Below are 17,317 nucleotides of genomic sequence, written 5' to 3' on the forward strand. Positions count from 1 at the left end.
CGTTAAGAACCCGCTAAGGCGGGTCTGAGCGCCCTTCCGGTAGGGCATATTCGGACGTGTACAGGATGTTCAGTCGATAATGAACTTTATGAGCGATGCTGATAGCGCTGGAGAGCCCACGGGATCCTCCACGGCCGCGGAGCTGGCCTACGTGGAGAAATTCGCCGTGCTCTTGGAGCACATGGGGCTGGTCCGCATGCACGGCCGAGTCCTGGCGCTGCTGCTCGTCTGCGAACCGCCGGAGCAGAGCGCTCCAGACATCTGTGCCGCCCTGCAGGCCAGCAAAGGGTCGATCAACCCGGCACTGCGCACCCTGACCGCCGCCGCACTGGTGGAGAAGGTCGCCAAGCCGGGACATCGGCGGGATTACTACCGCATCAAGAGCGATGCCTGGACCCAGATCATGCGGACCAGGGCATCGAGGTTCACCCCGGTCATCGAGGCTGCCGACGAGGGGATCGCCACACTGGCGGACTCCCCGCCGGGCAGGCTGGACCGACTCAGGGAGATGCGGGACTTCTACCGCTGGTTCGACCAGGAGCTGCCCCAGCTGATCGAACGCTGGGAACAATGGCAGACGCAGAATCGAGCGAACGAATGACCGTACACCCCCCACGGGTTATCACCGCTACAGGACTGACCAAGAGCTACGGTCGGCACCGCGCGCTTTCGGGAGTCGACCTGGACGTCCGGCAGGGCGAGATCTTCGGGTTCCTCGGGCCCAACGGGGCCGGCAAAACCACGACCATCCGGATCATGCTGGACCTGATCCGGCGCGACGAGGGCGAACTGAGCGTCCTGGGACACGACCCGCGCACCGACGGCGTGCACATCCGCCGCGATATCGGGTACCTGCCCGGGGAACTGGCCATGTCCAGCCGGCGCCCCGCCCGCGAGCTGCTCACCTACCTGGGCAACCTGCGTGGCGGTGTGAGCCGGGGCCGGATCGACGAACTGGCCCGGCGCCTCGGCCTCGACCTGGCACGGCCCATCCGCGGCCTGTCCAAGGGGAACAAGCAGAAGGTCGGCCTGGTGCAGGCCTTCATGCATGAGCCCCGGCTGCTGGTCCTGGACGAGCCCACCAGCGGCCTGGACCCGCTGCTGCAGCAGGAGTTCCTGGCCATGGTGCGCGAGGCCCGCGACGAAGGGCGGACCGTGTTCATGTCCTCGCATGTGCTCAGCGAAGTGCAGGACGTGGCCGACCGCGCCGCCATCATCCGCAGGGGCCGCATCGTGGCGGTGGAGGACATGGACGCCCTGCGCGAGCGCTCCTCCCGCAAGATCACGCTCCGCTTCACCGAACCGGTCTCCGGGGACCAGTTCGCGGCCGCGGAGAACGTCCGCGAGGTCGCCGTCGAGGGCGACACGCTGCACTGCGTGGTCGACGGCAGCCCCGACGCGCTGGTGAAGCTGGCCGCCCAGCACACGGTGCTCACACTGACCAGCGAAGAGCCCGACCTGGAGGAACTGTTCTTCATTCACTACAACGGTGGCGGCGCCGACGCCGGCGCAGAGGGAGAGGCGGACCGCGATGCTGCTGCGTAACGTCTTCGGCAAGTACCTGCACGACAACCTCCGCGCGCTCGTCGGCTGGGTGGTCGCCGTCGCCGCCGTCACCCTGCTGTACAGCGGGTTCTGGCCGTCGATGGCGGACTCCGCCGAAGCCATGGACGAGTTCATGCAGGCCTACCCCCAGGGGCTCGTCGAGGCCATGGGCTGGCAGGACATGACCTCGGCCGAGGGCTATCTGAACTCCACCGTGCTCGCTCTGCTCACGCCGGTCCTGATGATCGTCGCGGCGATCATCATGGCACCCGGGCGGTCGCGGGGGACGAAGAGGACGGCGGCCTGGAACTGGTCCTCGCCTACCCGGTGAGCCGCACCCGGGTGCTGGTGCAGAGGTTCGCCGGGATGGCCGCGTTCGTCGCGGCGCTCGGACTGGCCGTGTTCCTCATCCTGCTGGTGTTCGGCCCTCTGCTGGAGATCGAGATCGCCGCCGCGAACCTCTTCGCCGCCGCCGCGATGGTCACGCTCATCGCGCTGTCCTACGGCTCGCTCGCGCTGGCCGTCGGCGCTCTCACCGGAAGGCGCAGCATCGCCCTGGCGACCGCGGCGCTGTTCGCGGTGATCGGCTACATCGGCAACACGTTCGCGATGCAGGTGGAGGAGCTGGAGTGGCTGCGCTTCCTCTCCGCCTTCTACTACGGGCTGGACCCGAACCCGCTCGTGAACGGGTTCGACGCGGGGTTCACCGCCGTCCTCGTCGCCGTTCCGGCGGCACTGGTGAGCATCGCCGCCGGCACGTTCACCCGGCGTGATGTGTCCGTGTGACACCTGAGAGACAGGCGCTCGGCAATACGGCCTCCCTCCCAGCGCGGGAGGGAGGCCGTTCGTTGTACAGGGCGCGGCGGAGGCTCACCCCTCGCCGAGGATCGCGTCGACGAACGTTTCGGGTTCGAACGGCGCGAGGTCGTCGGGCCCCTCACCCAGCCCGACCAGCTTCACCGGAACCCCGAGTTCCCGCTGGACCTGGACGATGATGCCGCCCTTGGCGGTGCCGTCGAGCTTGGTCAACACGATGCCGGTGATGTTGACGACCTCGGCGAACACTCTCGCCTGCCGCAGGCCGTTCTGCCCCGTGGTCGCGTCGAGGACCAGCAGGACCTCGTCCACCTGGGATTTCTTCTCGACGACCCGCTTGACCTTGCCGAGCTCGTCCATCAGCCCGGTCTTGGTGTGCAACCGGCCGGCGGTGTCGATGATGACCGTGTCGGCGCCCTCGTCCGATGCGCGCGTGACCGCGTCGAAGGCGACACTGGCCGGGTCGGCGCCCTCGTCCTTGCGGATCACGGGCGCACCGACACGGCTGCCCCACGTCTCCAGCTGATCGGCCGCCGCGGCGCGGAACGTGTCGGCCGCGCCGAGCACCACGCTGCGCCCGTCGCCGACGAGCACTCGGGCGAGCTTGCCGCAGCTTGTGGTCTTGCCCGTCCCGTTGACCCCGACGACCATGATCACAGCGGGCCGGGTGCCATGCGGCTCGGTGCGCACCGCGCGGTCGAGCTCGGGGTTGATCTGCGCCAGCAGTTCCTCCCGGAGCAGGCCGCGCACCTCTTCGGGGCTCCGGGTCCCCAGCACTTTGACCTTGGTGCGCAGGCCGTCCACGATCTGCGAGGCGGAGGTGACGCCGACATCGGAGGTCACGAGGATGTCCTCGATCCCCTCCCACGCGTCCTCGTCGAGCCTGTCCGACGCGAGCAGGTTGAGCAGTCCCTGGCCGAAAACGCTCTGCGAGCGTGCCAGCCGGGCACGCAGCCGCACCAGCCGCCCCGCGGACGGCGGCGGGATCTCGATCTCGACCGGCGCGACGGGCGGTTCTTCGATGGTGGCCGTTCCCGCCGCGGCGGACGGACCGCCGGGTTCCTCCTTCTCCTCCGGTTCGGCGACGGCCGTACCCGTGGCCGAACCGCCCTCGTCGCCGGCGCGCGGCTCCTTGCCGGAATCGGGTCGCCGCGGCCGGATCAGGAAGACGCCGCCGAACACCAGGACGGCGACGACGAAGATGGCGACAGCGAAGATGGTGTAGTCCATAACGTCAACCAGTCTTACAGAAGAAGAGGCACGATCAGGTCACGCGGCTCACGAGATCACGTGCCGCGGTTCCGCGTGGCCCGCAGGATGACCAGGAAGAATGGGGCTCCCAGGAACGCCGTCACGACACCGAGGGGGAGCTCCGCAGGGGCGATGACGGTGCGTACCGAGATGTCCACCAGCACCAGGAAGGCCGCACCCGTCACCAGCGACATCGGCAGGATCAGCCGGTAACCGGTACCGACGAGGCGGCGCACGATGTGCGGCACCACGATGCCGACGAACCCGATCAGTCCGCTGACCGAGACGGCGGCGGCGGTGGCCAGCGAGGCGGCCGAGATCACGAGCAGCCGCACCCCCGTCGCGTTCAGTCCGAGGCTGGTCGCCTTCTCGTCGCCCATCGCCAGCAGGTCCAGCAGGTATCCGCAGGCCAGCAGGACGGCCACGCTAACGGCCGCGTAAGGGGCGACCATCCAGACGTCGTCCCAGCCGCCCCTGCCCAGGCCGCCGAGCAGCCAGGAGTAGATCCGCTGCAGGTTCTCGATCCGGGTCATCTGGACGAGCGTCTGCGCCGCGGACAGGAACGAGGACACCGCCACCCCGGCGAGGATCAACGCGGCGGTGCCGCCCCTTCCCGCCGAGCTCCCCAGCGCGTAGGCCGCGGCGACGCCGAGGATCGCTCCGGCGAACGCGGCGGCCGGGATCAGCGATCCCGGGTCCACGGCCAGGGTCGGGCCGTAGACGATGACCAGGGTCGCGCCCAGCCCCGCCCCGCCGGCCGCCCCGAGCAGGTAGGGGTCGGCCAGCGGGTTGCGGAACACGCCCTGGTAGGCGGCGCCGGCCGTGGCCAGCAGGCCGCCGACGACCGCCCCCAGCACCACCCGGGGCATCCGCAGCTCCACCAGGACCGCGAGCTCCCGGTCGTTGAGCGGGGACTCCGCCCCCAGCGGCAGCCTGGCCACCAGTTCACCCGCGATGTCCGCCGGGGTGATGGAGGCGGCGCCGGCGGCGACTCCGGCCAGCATCGCGGCCGCGAGTACGGCCGCCGCGCAGCAGAGCCGGCCCCAGGCCGACCGGGTGCGTCGCAAAGGACTACGTCTCCTCCGCGGCGATGACCGCCTCGGACACGCTCTGGGCCAGTTCCACGACACGCGGCCCCCAGCGCGACGCGATGTCGGGGTCGAGCGTGACCACGTCGCCGTTCTGGACGGCGCTGATGGTGTCGAAGGCCGGGCGCTCCTCCAGCGAAGCGACGGCGTCCACGCCGCCGTGGCTCAAAAAGATCAGGTCCGGATCCTCGGCGACGACGAACTCCGCCGAAAGCTGCGGGTAGCCGTCGGCCTCGTCCCCGGCGGCGTCGGCGATGTTGCTCAGCCCGAACCGCTCGTAGACCTGTCCGATGAAGGTCCCGGAGTTCACCGAGTACATGGCGTCGTCGAGCTCGTGGTAGTAGCTGAGGTCGACGTCGCCCGTCTGCTCCCGGGTCTCGGCGACGATGCCGTCGAGCTCGGCCTCGACCTGATCGGCCGCCTCTTCGGCCTCATCGGAGTGCCCGGTGGCCTCGCCCAGCAGCCGCATCTGGTCGTAGGTGTCCTCCAGGACCTCGCCCGCGGGGAGCACGACGACCGGGATCTCGATCCTTTCGAGCTGCTCGGCCGCGTCCTCGGCGTCGCGGGCCAGGATGACCAGGTCCGGCTCGTGTTCGGCGATCGCCTCGACGCTGGGGGTGAAGCCGGACAGTTCGGTGTCGGGCGCCTCCTCCGGGTGGTTCGAATGCTCGTCGGCGGCGACCACCTGCTCGCCCGCCCCGATCGCGAAGAGGATCTCGGTGCTGGTCGGCGAGAGCGAGACGATGCGCCGCGGCGCCTCCTCCAGGGTGGTCTCGCCGCGCGCGTCGGTGATGGTGACGGGGAACTCGCCGCCCGCCCCGGCGCCGGGGCCCGCCGGTTCCCGGGCACCGCAGGAGGGGAGCACGAGGATGGCCAGGAGCAGTACGGCCGTTGTTCGGCGTGCGGTACGCACGGGTCTCCTTCGGCATAGGTCGGAAAGCGCGGAGCCCGCGGAGACGGACTGCCCTTCCCACGAGAACAGCGGTCGCCGGCATCCGTGGAGGCGACCTGGCTCGTCCCGCCGCCGGGGCGGCGGGCGTCACAGTTGCGGGACAGCGCCGGATTCCGGGGCCGCGCCCCGACCGGACTTCGCTCGCACGGTGCCATTGCCCTGCCAGAACCGCTCGGCAGCGGCAATACTGCCACTTTACCGGGTCCCTTTCCGGATGCCTGGACGGCGGGGGTGCCCCTCGCGCCCGGACGGCGGCACGGGGGTCAGGCCCTCTCCTTGCGCTCCAGCTTCTGGCTGATGACCTGGGAGATGCCGTCGCCCTGCATGGTCACGCCGTACAACGCGTCGCAGGCCTCCATGGTGCGCTTCTGGTGGGTGATGACGATGAGCTGGGAGGCCTGGCGTAGTTCGTCGAAGATCAGCAGCAACCGCTGCAGGTTGGTGTCGTCGAGCGCCGCCTCGACCTCGTCCAGCACGTAGAAGGGCGAGGGCCGCGCTTTGAAGATCGCGGCGAGGAAGGCCACGGCGGTCAGCGACCGTTCGCCCCCGGACAGCAGGGACAGCCGCTTGACCTTCTTGCCCGGGGGCCGCGCCTCCACCTCGATGCCGGTGGTGAGCATGTCGCCGGGCTCGGTGAGGACCAGGCGCCCCTCCCCTCCGGGGAAGAGCCGGCCGAAGATCTTCGCGAACTCCCGCTCGACGTCGGCGAAGGCCGCGGAGAACACCTCCTGGACCCGGTCGTCGACCTCTTTGACCACCGTGATCAGGTCACTGCGGGTCTTCTTCAGGTCCTCCAGCTGCGCGGTAAGGAAGTTGTGGCGCTCCTCAAGGGCGGCGAACTCTTCGAGCGCCAGTGGATTGATCTTGCCGAGCTGGTTGAGCTGGCGCTCGGCGGTGCGCGCTCGTTTCTCCTGGACCTCGCGGACGTAGGGGACGGCGACGGCCTCGGCGTCCCCGGCGTCGTCGGGCGGCGGGATGGGGACCCGCGGCCCGTACTCGTGGGTGAGCGTCGGGACGTCGACCCCCATCTCGTCCACGGCTTTCGTCTCCATCTGCTCCAGCCGGAGCCTCCGCTCGGCACGGGCGACTTCGCTGCCGTGCACGGCGTTGACCAGTTTCTCCATCTCGACCGAGAGCTCGCGGACGCGCGCCCGGACGGTTTTCAGCTCGACGTCGCGGGCGTCGCGTTCCTCTTCCGCCGCCCGGCGTTCGGCGTCGGCGTCGGCCACGGAGGCCTCGATCCGCTGGAGCGCTTCAGCGGCGCTCTCGGCCACCGCCTCGGCGACGCGCGACTGCCGGCGCCGGAGCTCGCGGCGCTGTGCGGCGCGCTCCCGCGCCTCGCGTTCCTTGGCGGCGGCACGCGCCAAGCCGTCGGCCCGGCCGGAGATCGAGCGGACGCGCTCCTCAGCGGTCCGTACCGCCAGGCGCGTTTCCGTCTCCGCCGCTCTGGCCGCGGAGGCGCGCTCGGCAAGGGCGTCGCGGTGGTCGGTACCGGGCTCGTCGTCCTCGATCGGTTCGGCCTCGGCAACGGCCAGGCGCTCCTCCAGGCCGGCGAGCTTCTCCAGGTCCGCCTCGCGGCCCCGGCCCGCCTTCGCGGCCGCCGAGGCGTAGCGCTCGGCCTCGGCCTCGGCGGAACGGGCCTGCCCGCCGAGCTTCCCGAGTTGCTGGGCCACCTCGTTCCGGCGCTTGTCGGCGGCGCGGCGGCGGGCGGCGAGGTCGTCGGCGGCGCCCGTGATACGTGCCCTTTCCTCCTCGGTCTCGGCCAGCTCCGCCGCAGCCCGTTTGCAGGCGGCCGCCGCCTCTTGGAGCCGCTCCTCGGCCTCGTCCACGGCCGCCTGCACTTCGAGGAGGCTCGGCGACGATGAGGACCCGCCGTGCACCAGGGCCGGGGCGAAGACGTCGCCGTCGCGGGTGACCGCGCGCAGCTCCGGCTCCGCACCGAGGACCCGGCGGGCCTCGGCGGCGTCGGCGACCAGGGCCGTCCGGTCGAGCAGCGCGGTGACGGCGGACTCCAGTTCCGGCGGCGGGTGCACGGTGTCGACGACGTATTGGACGCCCTGGGGCAGCGTCGGCCAGGCGCTCCGCGGCGGTACGGCCCCGTCGGCGTTCTGGGCCACCACGATCCCGGCGCGGCCGGCGTCGTCTGTTTTCAGCAGGTCCAGCGCGGCCTCGGCGGCGTCGGCGCCGTCGACCGCGACGGCGTCGGAGGCCGCACCAAGGGCGGCGGCGATAGCGGTCTCGTGCCCGGGGGCCACCTGCACCAGGGCCGCTATGGAGCCGATAAGCCCGGGCAGCCGGTCGGCGGCGCCCAGCAGCGCGCCCGCTCCGTCCTTGCGGTTGAGGCCCATCTCCAGGGCCTCCTTGCGGGCGGCCAGTGCGGCGCGTTCGCGCTCAGCCGCCCGTTCGGTCTCACGCAGCTTCTTCAGCCGGGCATCGACGGCGGCGAGTTCGCGCTTGGCGTTCTCCTGGGCCTCGTTGAGTTCGGCGTCCCCCTGGTCCAGCCCCTCGGAGTCGGCGCTGGCCTGCTCGTGCTCGGCGCGGGCGGTTTCGGCCCGCTCCCGGGCATCGACGGCGGCGGCGTCGAGGCGGTCGACCTCGGCCTCGCTGGCCGCGAGCCGGCTGCGCAGCGCCTCGACCTGACCGCGGAGACGAACCAGGTCCTCCCGCCGTTCGGCCGCCGCGCGGGCTGCGGTCGCGATCCGTCTCTCCTCCTCCTGGAGGGCCTGCTCGGCGGCGGTGCGGTCGGTAACGGCCGCTTCCAGCCTCTCCCGGGAGTCGTCCAGGCGGAACCGCAGCTCCTCTTCTTGGGCGCGCACCTCCTCGGCCTCGCGTTCGAGTTCCTCCGGGTCGCGGCCGGGGCGCTCTTCCTCGGATTCGGCGGTGAGGCCGGCGAGATTGCGGTGGCGTTCCGCGGCGAGACCGGCCACGGCGTTCAGCCGCTCCCTGAGCCGGGAGAGCCCGTGGTAGGTCTCCAGGGCCCGAGCGAGCCGGGGAGCGGCCTCGGTGGCCGCGTTCTCCAGCTGGGTCTCCCGTTCCTGGGCATCGGCGAGGGACCTCTCGGTGGCCTCTCGGCGGGTGCGGACGGTGGCCTCGTCCGCCTCCTCCTTCTCCAACCGCTCCTTGAGGGTGACGATGTCGTCGGCGAGCAGCCGGAGCCGGGCATCGCGGAGGTCGGCTTGGATGACCGCGGCGCGGCGGGCGAGCTCGGCCTGCTTGCCCAAGGGCTTGAGCTGGCGGCGCAGCTCGGCGGTGAGGTCGGTTACGCGGTCCAGGTTGCCCTGCATCGCGTCGAGCTTGCGCAGGGCCTTCTCTTTGCGCTTGCGGTGCTTGAGGATGCCCGCGGCCTCTTCGATGAGGCCGCGCCGTTCTTCCGGCCCGGCGTGCAGAACGGTGTCCAGCTGCCCCTGGCCGACGATGACGTGCATCTCGCGGCCGATACCGGAGTCGCTGAGCAGTTCCTGAAGGTCGAGCAGCCGGCAGGTGTCTCCGTTGATCGCGTACTCCGAACCGCCGTTGCGGAACATCGTCCGCTTGATCGTGACCTCGGAGTAGTCGATGGGAAGTGCCCCATCGGTGTTGTCGATGGTGAGGCTGACCTCCGCGCGGCCCAGCGCGGCCCGCGAGGACGTACCGGCGAAGATGACGTCCTCCATCTTGCCGCCGCGCAGGGATTTCGCCCCTTGTTCGCCCATGACCCAGGCCAGCGCGTCGACGACATTGGACTTGCCGGAACCGTTGGGCCCGACGACACAGGTGATGCCGGGCTCGAAACGGAGGGTGGTGGCCGAGGCGAACGATTTGAAGCCACGCAGCGTGAGGTTCTTCAGATACACGCTCTGCGTCCCCCTCGGTCGCGTTCCGCTGCCCCTGATCTGCCCCTGAGGGTAAGGGTGCCATGAACCACCCGGTCCTGCCGCACGTTCGCGCCGGTACCAGCGGCGCCGCTCCCGCGGACTCCGGTCACGGCGCGGCCGAGTCCGGAGGGCGTGCGGGGTGCACGCACGGCGAAGACCGAATGCGGTTCACGGATATCGAGGTCCCGCGAAGCACCGTCGCAGCCGCTGTCCCCATCCGCGTAGCGGTGGCGTCAGAGAGGTCGACAACGAACGAAACGGTGCGCGGTATCGAACGAAGATACCGAGGATTGCGGGGAAATCGCTCCGGGTACACCCTGGACGATAAAGGGCCGACCACCGGAGGGAAAAGAACAGCTCAACGTAAGCGGCCCAAGGGACGCCGGGGAAATACTGGGCGCCCCTTACTCCACGCGGGCACGCTATAGAGCGTCAAGCGAGCGCGGGCTCGCGGTCGGTCGCACTGACGGTGACATCCGTGACAGCAGCAGAGAGCTGATCGTTTCGGGCTTGAAGTCGCCCGATCTCGTCTTCGAGGTCACGTACTCGCTTCTGCAGCCGCCGCATTTCCTGAACCATTTGAGGATCAGGACCGCCGACGTGGCCAAACAGAGCCTTCGCCATGATGTGGGTCCTCCACACTGAGTGACCAGATTAACCCCACGCACACGTGAGCCACGATCACGCGACCGGAATTCCGATGCGTCTCATGACTGGAAAGGCACGTGGTCTATCTTCCAGAATCTCACTGCGGGCGCTACTGGTCAAGATTGAACGGGACTGTACGTAACTGAGCAGTAACCAGGCAGGTCACAGCGCACGACTCGTATTCGAGCACCCCCGGGGCACCATTTGTGCCCTACCGCCGCATCACGTGCACTGCGGACGACACACTCCTGCCGCGGGGCGCTCACGAACCGCGTAGCCCCTCTAGGATACTCATCGTTCAATGAATCCGGAGAACGAACCCCCGGAGTTCCCCCAACGTTCAACGACCAAAGCAACCTGACCAGGGGTATCGCTCCCACGCAACAGTTCGAGCAATTGCTCACACGCCTTCCGGGGCCCCTCTGCGACCACCTCGACCCGGCCGTCCGGCAGATTGGTCGCCGCTCCGTTGAGCCCGAGCTCCAGCGCCCGCGACCGGACCCACCACCGGAAGCCGACGCCTTGAACGTAGCCGTGCACCCAGGCCGTCAGCCGGGCTTCCCCTGACATCGGCTCCTCCTCCCACGTTACGGCGCGGCCTCTGAGAACCAGGGCTCCGGCTGGCATTTCGGACAGCTGAACGACGACCGGTTCATGAACGCGACACGCCGGATGAGTGCCCCGCACCGTTCGCACGGGAGGTCCCGCCTCCCGTAGACCTTCAGGCCGCGCTCGAAATACCCGCTCTCGCCGTTCACATTGACGTAGAGGCCGTCGAAGGAGGTCCCACCATCCTCCAGCGCGTCGCGCAGCACAGCGCGCACCTGCTCCAGCAGAGTGGCGACCCGCGGACGCTCCAAGTCCGCTGTTGCGCGCTCCCCGTGCAGCCGGGCCCGCCACAGCGCCTCGTCCGCATAGATGTTGCCTACCCCACTGATGAGGGACTGATCCAGCAGCGCGCGCTTCAGGGTGGTGCGGCGGCGCCGGAGCGCCTCCGCGAAGGCGCGGTCGTCGAAGGCCGAGTCCAGGGGATCACGCGCGATGTGCCGGATCACCGAAGGCACGGCCAGGTCCGCTCCCACGGCCGCGGCCGTGTCCGGTCTCACCTGTGCGGTGTCGGCGACGAGCGAGTCCACCATCAGGTGGCCGAACGTGCGCTGGTCGACGAAGCGCAGCTCGCCGCCGTCCCCGTCCAGCGGAACACGCACGCGCAGATGGCGCTCGGGAGCGCGCTCAGCCGGCTGGACCAGCAGCTGACCGCTCATCCCCAGGTGGGCGAGCAGCGCCTCCCCGGAGTCCAGCGTGAGCCACAGGTACTTTCCGCGGCGCCGGGCCGCGGTGACCGCGCGTCCCGCCAACCGCCCGGAGAAATCACCGGCACCGGCCGCGTGGCGGCGGATCGACCGCGGGTGCAGCACCGAGACGTCGCCGATCCCGCGTCCGACCACCCAGCGCTCAAGGCCGCGCCGGACCACTTCGACCTCTGGGAGCTCAGGCATCGGCGGCGCACTTCCTAGTTCTGGTGTTCTCCGTGCCGCTGGACCTCGGCCCGGGCCCGGATCGCCTTCCAGGCCGACTCGGCGGCCTGCTGCTCGGCTTCCTTCTTGCTGCGCCCCTCGCCGAGACCGTGCGTCTCCCCCGCTACCCGGACCGTCGCGCGGAACGTCTTCTGGTGGTCGGGACCGCTCTCCTCGACCTGGTACTCGGGAACACCGAGCATCTCGGCCGCGGTGAGCTCCTGCAGCGACGTCTTCCAGTCGAGCCCCGCGCCCAGGCCCGACGCCGTGGCGATCAGGGGGTCAAACAGACGGTGCACCAGATCGGAGGCCACGTCCAGGCCGCGGTCGAGGTACACCGCGCCGATGACCGCCTCCAGCGTGTCGGCGAGGATCGAGGACTTGTCGCGTCCGCCGGTGGCCTCCTCGCCCCGCCCCAGGCGAATGTAGTCGCCGATGCCCAGGCCGCGCGACACATCGGCGAGCGCGCGCATATTGACCACAGCGGCCCGCAGCTTGGCGAGCTGCCCCTCGGGCAGATCCGGGTGCTCCCGGAACAACGTGTCGGTGACGACCAGGCCCAGGACCGAGTCGCCGAGGAACTCCAGACGCTCGTTGGTCGGCAGCCCGCCCTTCTCGTAGGCATAGGAGCGGTGCGTCAGCGCCCGTACCAGTACCTGGGGATCCACCTCGACACCGATCGCCCGGTAGAACTCCTGTGCCTCGGTCGGGTTGAGTTGAGTGGCCACTGAAAATTCACATCCCTATATCCGGCGCCGCACCACAGGGCGCGCTCTCCTTCGTTCCTGGCTGCGCTCGTCTGGGCCGATTAGGGACGCTCGAGGGCGAGGTGATCGTCGCGAAGAAGTGTCTTCTCCCCGGCGGCCACCACGGCCTCGGGTAGGCCCGCACCGGCACGATGTCCTCTTATCCGGTTGTTTCCGATAGGCGTGATGGCGGGCTCAGTGAACTGAGCCCGCCATCACTCGCGGTTCAGGCCGGGTTGACGACCTGCCGGTTGTTATAGGTGCCACACGTGGGGCAGGCGACGTGCGGGAGCTTGGGGTCGCGGCAACGCGGGCAGCTGGTCAGCACCGGGCGCGACGCCTTCCACTGGGAACGGCGAATGCGGGTGCGGGCCCGCGACTTCTTCCGCTTCGGGACGGCCACTTCAATCCTCCTGGGTCACCCCCGCGGCCGCGGGAGCTCGCTTTGCCTATGGTCATTCCCGCGCTCGCGGGGGAACACCGCACTCCTGCGCGGACCGCACGCCCCATGGCCGGGACGGTGCCGTCGCCCACTCAGGGAGTGAGATCTCATTGGTCGCCGAACTCCTCGCTCAGCTTCCGTAGCGCCTCCCAACGGGGGTCGGCGCGCTCGCCGTGACCGTGATCGGCTCCGGCCTCGGCGAGTTTGACACCGCACTCGACGCACAGACCTGGGCAGTCGGCCCTGCAGAGCGGTGTCAGCGGTAACGCGAGAACGACCGCGTCACGGATCACCTGCTCCAGGTCGAGCAGGTCGCCCTCAAGATAGTAGTCCTCCTCCTCGTCTCCGGAGTCCGCTTCGGTCCCGGAACCGGCGCCCCCGGAGCCGTCGTCGTCGCCCGGATACCGGAACAGCTCCTGGAAGTCCGCCTCCACGGAGGAGGAGACCGGATCGAGGCAGCGCGAGCACTCCCCTTCGAACAGGGTCCGCGCCGTGCCCGTGATTAGCACACCCTCCATGACCGCTTCGAGCCGGTAGTCGAGCTCGATGTCGGTGCCCTCGGGTACGCCGACCATCCCGGTCGCGAACGAACCGGGACTGGGCACGACGCGGTTGGAGGTCCGCATCGAACCTGGCTGGCGGCCCAGCGGCCGGGTGTCGACCACGAACTGGGAACGGGGGTCGAGACGAGTCAGAGTAATCGCGCTTTCAGTGGAGTGCACCGCCCGTGGCGGGCGGTGACGACGGGCTGGGCCCGCCGGCGGTCGTCGGCGACGGGCCTCGAACCGGTACGGACCACGAGAACAGAGCAATGGTCAGCCTTGAATTCTACCGACCGGGGAAGCCTGTTCCCAAATCAGCGGGGACACGCACCCCTCACTGTCCTACTCCGGCCCCCTACTCCTTGTACTTCTCCCGCAACCGCTGCTCCACGTACGGGGGCACCAGGCTGCTGACGTCGCCCCCGTGCTGGGCGACCTCCTTGACCAGACTGGAACTGAGGAACGAGTACTGCGGATTGGCCGTCATGAACATCGTCTCCACACCGGAGAGCTGATAGTTCATCTGGGCGATCTGCAGTTCGTAGTCGAAGTCGCTGACCGAGCGCAGGCTGCGGATGATCGTGCCGATGTCGTTCTCCCGGCAGAAGTCCACGAGCAGGCCGTCGAACTTGGCGGTGCGCACATTGGTGAACGCGCGCGTGCACTCATCCAGCATCTCCAGCTTCTCGTCGACACTGAAGAGGGCGCGCTTGCTGACATTGCCCAGGACGGCCGCGATCACTTCGTCGTACTGGCGCGCGGCGCGCCCGATGATGTCGATGTGACCATTGGTGACCGGATCGAAGGACCCGGGACAGACGACGCGGCGCACGGGAACCGTCCTCTCTGGCGACCTGCTACGGGCGGCGAGGCCGCCCCACCGGTGTTTCCTTCCCGGACGCTCAGGAGCCTTCGGGGGGACTCGCGGCGCGACCGTACCAAAGGGCCGCTTCACCGTATCGACGGGCCCTCGTCTCTATGTACCCTTCGGGCCACTCCAGGTCGGGCCCGCGGCTGGAGCGCTCCACCACGACGAGCGCCTCCGGTGCGAGCCAGCCGTGATCGCGCAGCGCCGCCAGCATCTCGGTGATCTCGGCGTCGGTGAGCACGTAGGGCGGGTCGGCGAGCACGAAGCCGTAGGGCGCACCCTCGGGGCCGCGTTCGAGCACCCGCCGGACCTGCCCGGCGACCGGCTGCGCGCCCGGAAGGCCGAGGGATGAGACGTTGCGCCGGAGGGTGCTCAGCGCGCGCCGATCGGACTCGACGAGCAGCGCGTGCGCCGCCCCGCGCGACAGCGCCTCCAGCCCGAGCGCCCCGGACCCGGCGTAGAGGTCCAGCACCCGGAGCCCCGCGAAGGACCCGAGGTCCGACCACGCGGACGCGAACAGCGCCTCACGGGCCCGGTCACCCGTGGGGCGGGTGGTACGGCCGGCGGGGACGGCGAGCCGCCGCCCGCCCGCGGTGCCGGCGATGATGCGGGTCATGGCCGTTACGTTAGCGCGGCCGGACGCTCCGGGACACCACTCTCGGCGGCGTCAGGTCTTGTCCAGGTAGGCCGCCCGTTCCTCGTCGAGGAGCCGGCTCAGGGCGTCGGCCAGTTCCGGGTGCAGTTCGAGCCCGGGATCGGCTCGATGAGCGCGATGGCCTCGTCGCGGGCCGCCCCGATGAGCTCCTCGTCACGCAGCAGCGTGAGCAACCGCAGTGAGGACCGCCGCCCGGACTGCGTCCCGCCGAGGACGTCGCCCTCGCGCCGCTGCTCCAGGTCCACCCGCGACAGCTCGAACCCGTCGGTCGTGGCGGCGACCGCGGCCAGCCGCTCGCGCGCGGGCGCCCCCTCCGCGGCGTCGGTGACGAGCAGGCACAGGCCGGGCAGCTTCCCCCGCCCCACTCGGCCGCGGAGCTGGTGCAACTGGGAGACCCCGAACCGGTCGGCGTCCATGATCGCCATGACCGTGGCGTTGGGCACGTCCACCCCCACCTCGATGACCGTGGTCGCCACCAGCACGTCCAGCTCCCCCTCGGCGAAGCGGCGCATGACCGCGTCCTTGTCGTCCGGGGCGAGGCGGCCGTGCAACGCGGCCACGCGCAGCCCGGACAACGGCCCTTCGGCCAGTTCGGAGACGACGTCGAGGACCGCCAGCGGCGGGCGGCGGCCGGGCTCCTCCTGCGGCTCCGCTGTGTCGGCGGCCGCGGTCTCCTCCCGCTCGTCGCCGCCGATGCGCGGGCAGACGACGTAGGCCTGCCGCCCCTGGTTCACCTCCTCCCGGATGCGCTCCCAGGCCCGGGCCAGGTAGTGCGGCTTGTCCTGAGCCGGCACGACATGCGTGGCCACCGCCGAGCGGCCGGCCGGAAGCTGGGTGAGCGCTACGACGTCGAGGTCGCCGTAGACGGTCATCGCCACGGTCCGCGGGATCGGGGTCGCGGTCATGACGAGCACGTGCGGACGGCCTCCGGCGGCCTTCTCCCGCAGGGCGTCGCGCTGCTCCACGCCGAACCGGTGCTGCTCGTCGACGACGACCAGGCCGAGGTCGGCGAAACTCACGTGCTCCTGCAGCAGCGCGTGGGTGCCGACCACGATGCCGGCGGCGCCGGACGCCGCGTCGAGCAGCGACTCGCGCCTCGCCGCCGCCCCCTGGGACCCGGTGAGTAGCGCCACCCGCGTGGCGTGCTCGGCGCCGTCCAGCCGCCCTCCTCCGGCCAACGGGCCGAGCATGGCGGTGATGGAACGGTGGTGCTGCTGGGCGAGCACCTCGGTCGGGGCGAGCAGGACGGCCTGCCCTCCGGCATCGACCACCTGCAGCATCGCGCGCAGGGCCACGAGCGTCTTGCCGGAGCCCACGTCGCCCTGGAGCAGCCGGTGCATCGGGTGGCTGGAATCGAGCCCGGCGGAGACGACCTCACCGACCTCGGCCTGCCCGCTGGTGAGGGTGAACGGGAGTCCGGCGTCGAAGGCGTCGAGCAGGGCGCCCGCCGCCCGCGGCCGGGGTGTTGCGGGCAGCTCCGCCGCCTCCCCGCGGCGCCGGGCGAGCACGAGTTGCAGCACGAACGCCTCGTCCCACTTGAGCCGCCGGCGGGCGGGGCCGATATCGGCCTCCTCAGCGGGCCGGTGAATCCGTTCCAGGGCTTCGCGCAGCCCCTGGAGACGGTGGCGCCGCCGCAGCTCCTCGGGGAGCGGCTCGGCAAGCTCGTCGAGCTGATCCAGCAGGAGGCCCACGCACCGGGCGATCGCCATGGAGGTGAGCTCCTTGGTCGCCGGTAGATGGGGATCGGCCGCTCGGCGAACTCCCGGACCCGGTCCTCCTGGTCGCCGCCGTCCGGAAGCATCTCGTAAACGGGGTGTGCGAGCTGGCGCTTGTTCCGGTACAGGGAGATCTTCCCGGCGAACATGCCGCGTCGGCCCGGACGCAGCTCGCGCGCATGGAAGCCCACCTTGTTGAAGAACGCCAGGGTGAGCTGGCCCGTGCCATCGGTGACGACGACCTCCAGCAGGCTGCGGGGCCTGCTGCCCGGTTTGCCCCGAAGGTCGCGTGTGCGCGCGCTGAGCACCTCGGCCACAACGGTCACCTGCTCCTCTTCGGCCAGGGAGTCGAGTTCGGTCAGCTCGCCCCGGGTGGCATAGCGGCGCGGGTAGTACCGCAGCAGCTCCCCGGCGGTGCGCAGGTCCAGGTCGGCGGCGAGCTTCTTGGCGGCGGACGCGCCAAGAACCGTCCGCAGCGGTTTGTCCCAACTGATCAACGGCTCTCCTCACCCCGGCGTCGAGGCCTTGGCGGGCCCACGTTCCCGCGCAGTTCCCTGCCCTGCCACGTTAGAACGTGCGTACACCTTCCGGGCGGCGAACGCGTCCGATCGGCGCGGTCTCGGAGGGCGGGCCCCTCCTCGCCGCTCTGACACCCGACGCGGCCGATCGGGTTATACT

At 70.3% G+C, this 17,317-nt stretch carries 16 protein-coding genes and 1 pseudogene; 4 read left to right on the forward strand and 13 right to left on the reverse strand.

Features of this window, described 5'->3' with window-relative positions:
* Positions 1-88: 88 nt before the first annotated feature.
* From VS93_RS00435 to VS93_RS30820, 4 genes are read left to right on the forward strand one after another with little or no spacing between them, the layout of a single operon-like run.
* Positions 89-601, forward strand: a complete 513-nt coding sequence (locus VS93_RS00435) for a GbsR/MarR family transcriptional regulator (RefSeq protein ID WP_046468035.1) — start codon at positions 89-91, stop codon at positions 599-601.
* On the forward strand, positions 598-1,545 hold the full coding sequence (locus tag VS93_RS00440; protein WP_046468036.1) for an ABC transporter ATP-binding protein: 948 nt from the start codon (positions 598-600) through the stop codon (positions 1,543-1,545). The genes VS93_RS00435 and VS93_RS00440 overlap by 4 nt, the downstream gene beginning before the upstream one ends.
* On the forward strand, positions 1,532-1,876 hold the full coding sequence (locus VS93_RS30815) for a hypothetical protein (protein WP_236700262.1): 345 nt from the start codon (positions 1,532-1,534) through the stop codon (positions 1,874-1,876). The genes VS93_RS00440 and VS93_RS30815 overlap by 14 nt, the downstream gene beginning before the upstream one ends.
* The gene (locus VS93_RS30820; protein ID WP_236700267.1) at positions 1,855-2,331 is read left to right on the forward strand and encodes an ABC transporter permease subunit; all 477 of its coding nucleotides are present in this window, start codon (positions 1,855-1,857) and stop codon (positions 2,329-2,331) included. Before VS93_RS30815 ends, VS93_RS30820 begins: the two co-directional genes overlap by 22 nt.
* Positions 2,332-2,415: 84 nt before the next feature.
* Here the strand turns inward: VS93_RS30820 and ftsY are convergent, their stop codons facing one another.
* The 13 genes and pseudogenes from ftsY to recG form a co-directional block, all read right to left on the reverse strand.
* On the reverse strand, positions 2,416-3,591 hold the full coding sequence (ftsY, locus tag VS93_RS00450; protein ID WP_046468037.1) for a signal recognition particle-docking protein FtsY: 1,176 nt from the start codon (positions 3,589-3,591) through the stop codon (positions 2,416-2,418).
* A 56-nt stretch (positions 3,592-3,647) separates the two neighbouring features.
* Positions 3,648-4,679, reverse strand: a complete 1,032-nt coding sequence (locus tag VS93_RS00455; RefSeq protein ID WP_046468038.1) for a FecCD family ABC transporter permease — start codon at positions 4,677-4,679, stop codon at positions 3,648-3,650.
* Positions 4,680-4,683: 4 nt separating this feature from the next.
* A complete protein-coding gene (locus tag VS93_RS00460; RefSeq protein WP_046468039.1) occupies positions 4,684-5,613 on the reverse strand; it encodes an ABC transporter substrate-binding protein in 930 nt (309 codons plus the stop codon).
* Positions 5,614-5,915: 302 nt separating this feature from the next.
* Positions 5,916-9,485, reverse strand: a complete 3,570-nt coding sequence (gene smc, locus VS93_RS00465) for a chromosome segregation protein SMC (protein WP_046468040.1) — start codon at positions 9,483-9,485, stop codon at positions 5,916-5,918.
* 453 nt (positions 9,486-9,938) lie between these two features.
* Positions 9,939-10,130, reverse strand: a complete 192-nt coding sequence (locus VS93_RS27475; RefSeq protein WP_082126513.1) for a hypothetical protein — start codon at positions 10,128-10,130, stop codon at positions 9,939-9,941.
* Between the two features lie 315 nt (positions 10,131-10,445).
* Positions 10,446-10,724 (reverse strand): acylphosphatase, encoded by a 279-nt coding sequence (locus VS93_RS27480; protein WP_082126514.1) that lies wholly within the window; start codon positions 10,722-10,724, stop codon positions 10,446-10,448.
* A 17-nt stretch (positions 10,725-10,741) separates the two neighbouring features.
* Entirely contained in the window at positions 10,742-11,653 is a 912-nt protein-coding gene (gene mutM / locus VS93_RS00470) for a bifunctional DNA-formamidopyrimidine glycosylase/DNA-(apurinic or apyrimidinic site) lyase (protein ID WP_046468041.1), read from the reverse strand.
* 14 nt (positions 11,654-11,667) lie between these two features.
* Positions 11,668-12,399 carry a ribonuclease III gene (gene rnc / locus VS93_RS00475; RefSeq protein ID WP_046468042.1) on the reverse strand — a complete coding sequence of 244 codons (732 nt, stop codon included), beginning with the start codon at positions 12,397-12,399 and terminating at the stop codon, positions 11,668-11,670.
* A 244-nt stretch (positions 12,400-12,643) separates the two neighbouring features.
* The gene (rpmF, locus tag VS93_RS27485) at positions 12,644-12,820 is read right to left on the reverse strand and encodes a 50S ribosomal protein L32 (protein WP_082126515.1); all 177 of its coding nucleotides are present in this window, start codon (positions 12,818-12,820) and stop codon (positions 12,644-12,646) included.
* A 146-nt stretch (positions 12,821-12,966) separates the two neighbouring features.
* Positions 12,967-13,560, reverse strand: coding sequence for a YceD family protein (locus VS93_RS00480; RefSeq protein WP_236700268.1), 594 nt, complete (start codon positions 13,558-13,560; stop codon positions 12,967-12,969).
* A gap of 196 nt (positions 13,561-13,756) precedes the next feature.
* Entirely contained in the window at positions 13,757-14,233 is a 477-nt protein-coding gene (coaD, locus tag VS93_RS00485) for a pantetheine-phosphate adenylyltransferase (protein WP_046468044.1), read from the reverse strand.
* A 70-nt stretch (positions 14,234-14,303) separates the two neighbouring features.
* Positions 14,304-14,885, reverse strand: a complete 582-nt coding sequence (gene rsmD, locus VS93_RS00490) for a 16S rRNA (guanine(966)-N(2))-methyltransferase RsmD (RefSeq protein ID WP_046468045.1) — start codon at positions 14,883-14,885, stop codon at positions 14,304-14,306.
* Between the two features lie 51 nt (positions 14,886-14,936).
* Positions 14,937-17,136 (reverse strand): annotated as a pseudogene (gene recG, locus VS93_RS00495) (ATP-dependent DNA helicase RecG).
* Between the last annotated feature and the right edge of the window lie 181 nt (positions 17,137-17,317).

The organism is Allosalinactinospora lopnorensis (assembly GCF_000981225.1).
Classification (GTDB): Bacteria; Actinomycetota; Actinomycetes; order Streptosporangiales; family Streptosporangiaceae; genus Allosalinactinospora; species Allosalinactinospora lopnorensis.

Bases quoted from the DNA above. Each gene is read 5' to 3' on its own strand.
- VS93_RS00435 (WP_046468035.1), top strand. From the start codon at position 89: ATGAGCGATGCTGATAGCGCTGGAGAGCCCACGGGATCCTCCACGGCC.
- VS93_RS00440 (WP_046468036.1), top strand. From the start codon at position 598: ATGACCGTACACCCCCCACGGGTTATCACCGCTACAGGACTGACCAAG.
- VS93_RS30815 (WP_236700262.1), top strand. From the start codon at position 1,532: ATGCTGCTGCGTAACGTCTTCGGCAAGTACCTGCACGACAACCTCCGC.
- ftsY (WP_046468037.1), bottom strand. From the start codon at position 3,591: ATGGACTACACCATCTTCGCTGTCGCCATCTTCGTCGTCGCCGTCCTG.
- VS93_RS27475 (WP_082126513.1), bottom strand. From the start codon at position 10,130: ATGGCGAAGGCTCTGTTTGGCCACGTCGGCGGTCCTGATCCTCAAATG.
- VS93_RS27480 (WP_082126514.1), bottom strand. From the start codon at position 10,724: ATGTCAGGGGAAGCCCGGCTGACGGCCTGGGTGCACGGCTACGTTCAA.
- mutM (WP_046468041.1), bottom strand. From the start codon at position 11,653: ATGCCTGAGCTCCCAGAGGTCGAAGTGGTCCGGCGCGGCCTTGAGCGC.
- rsmD (WP_046468045.1), bottom strand. From the start codon at position 14,885: ATGACCCGCATCATCGCCGGCACCGCGGGCGGGCGGCGGCTCGCCGTC.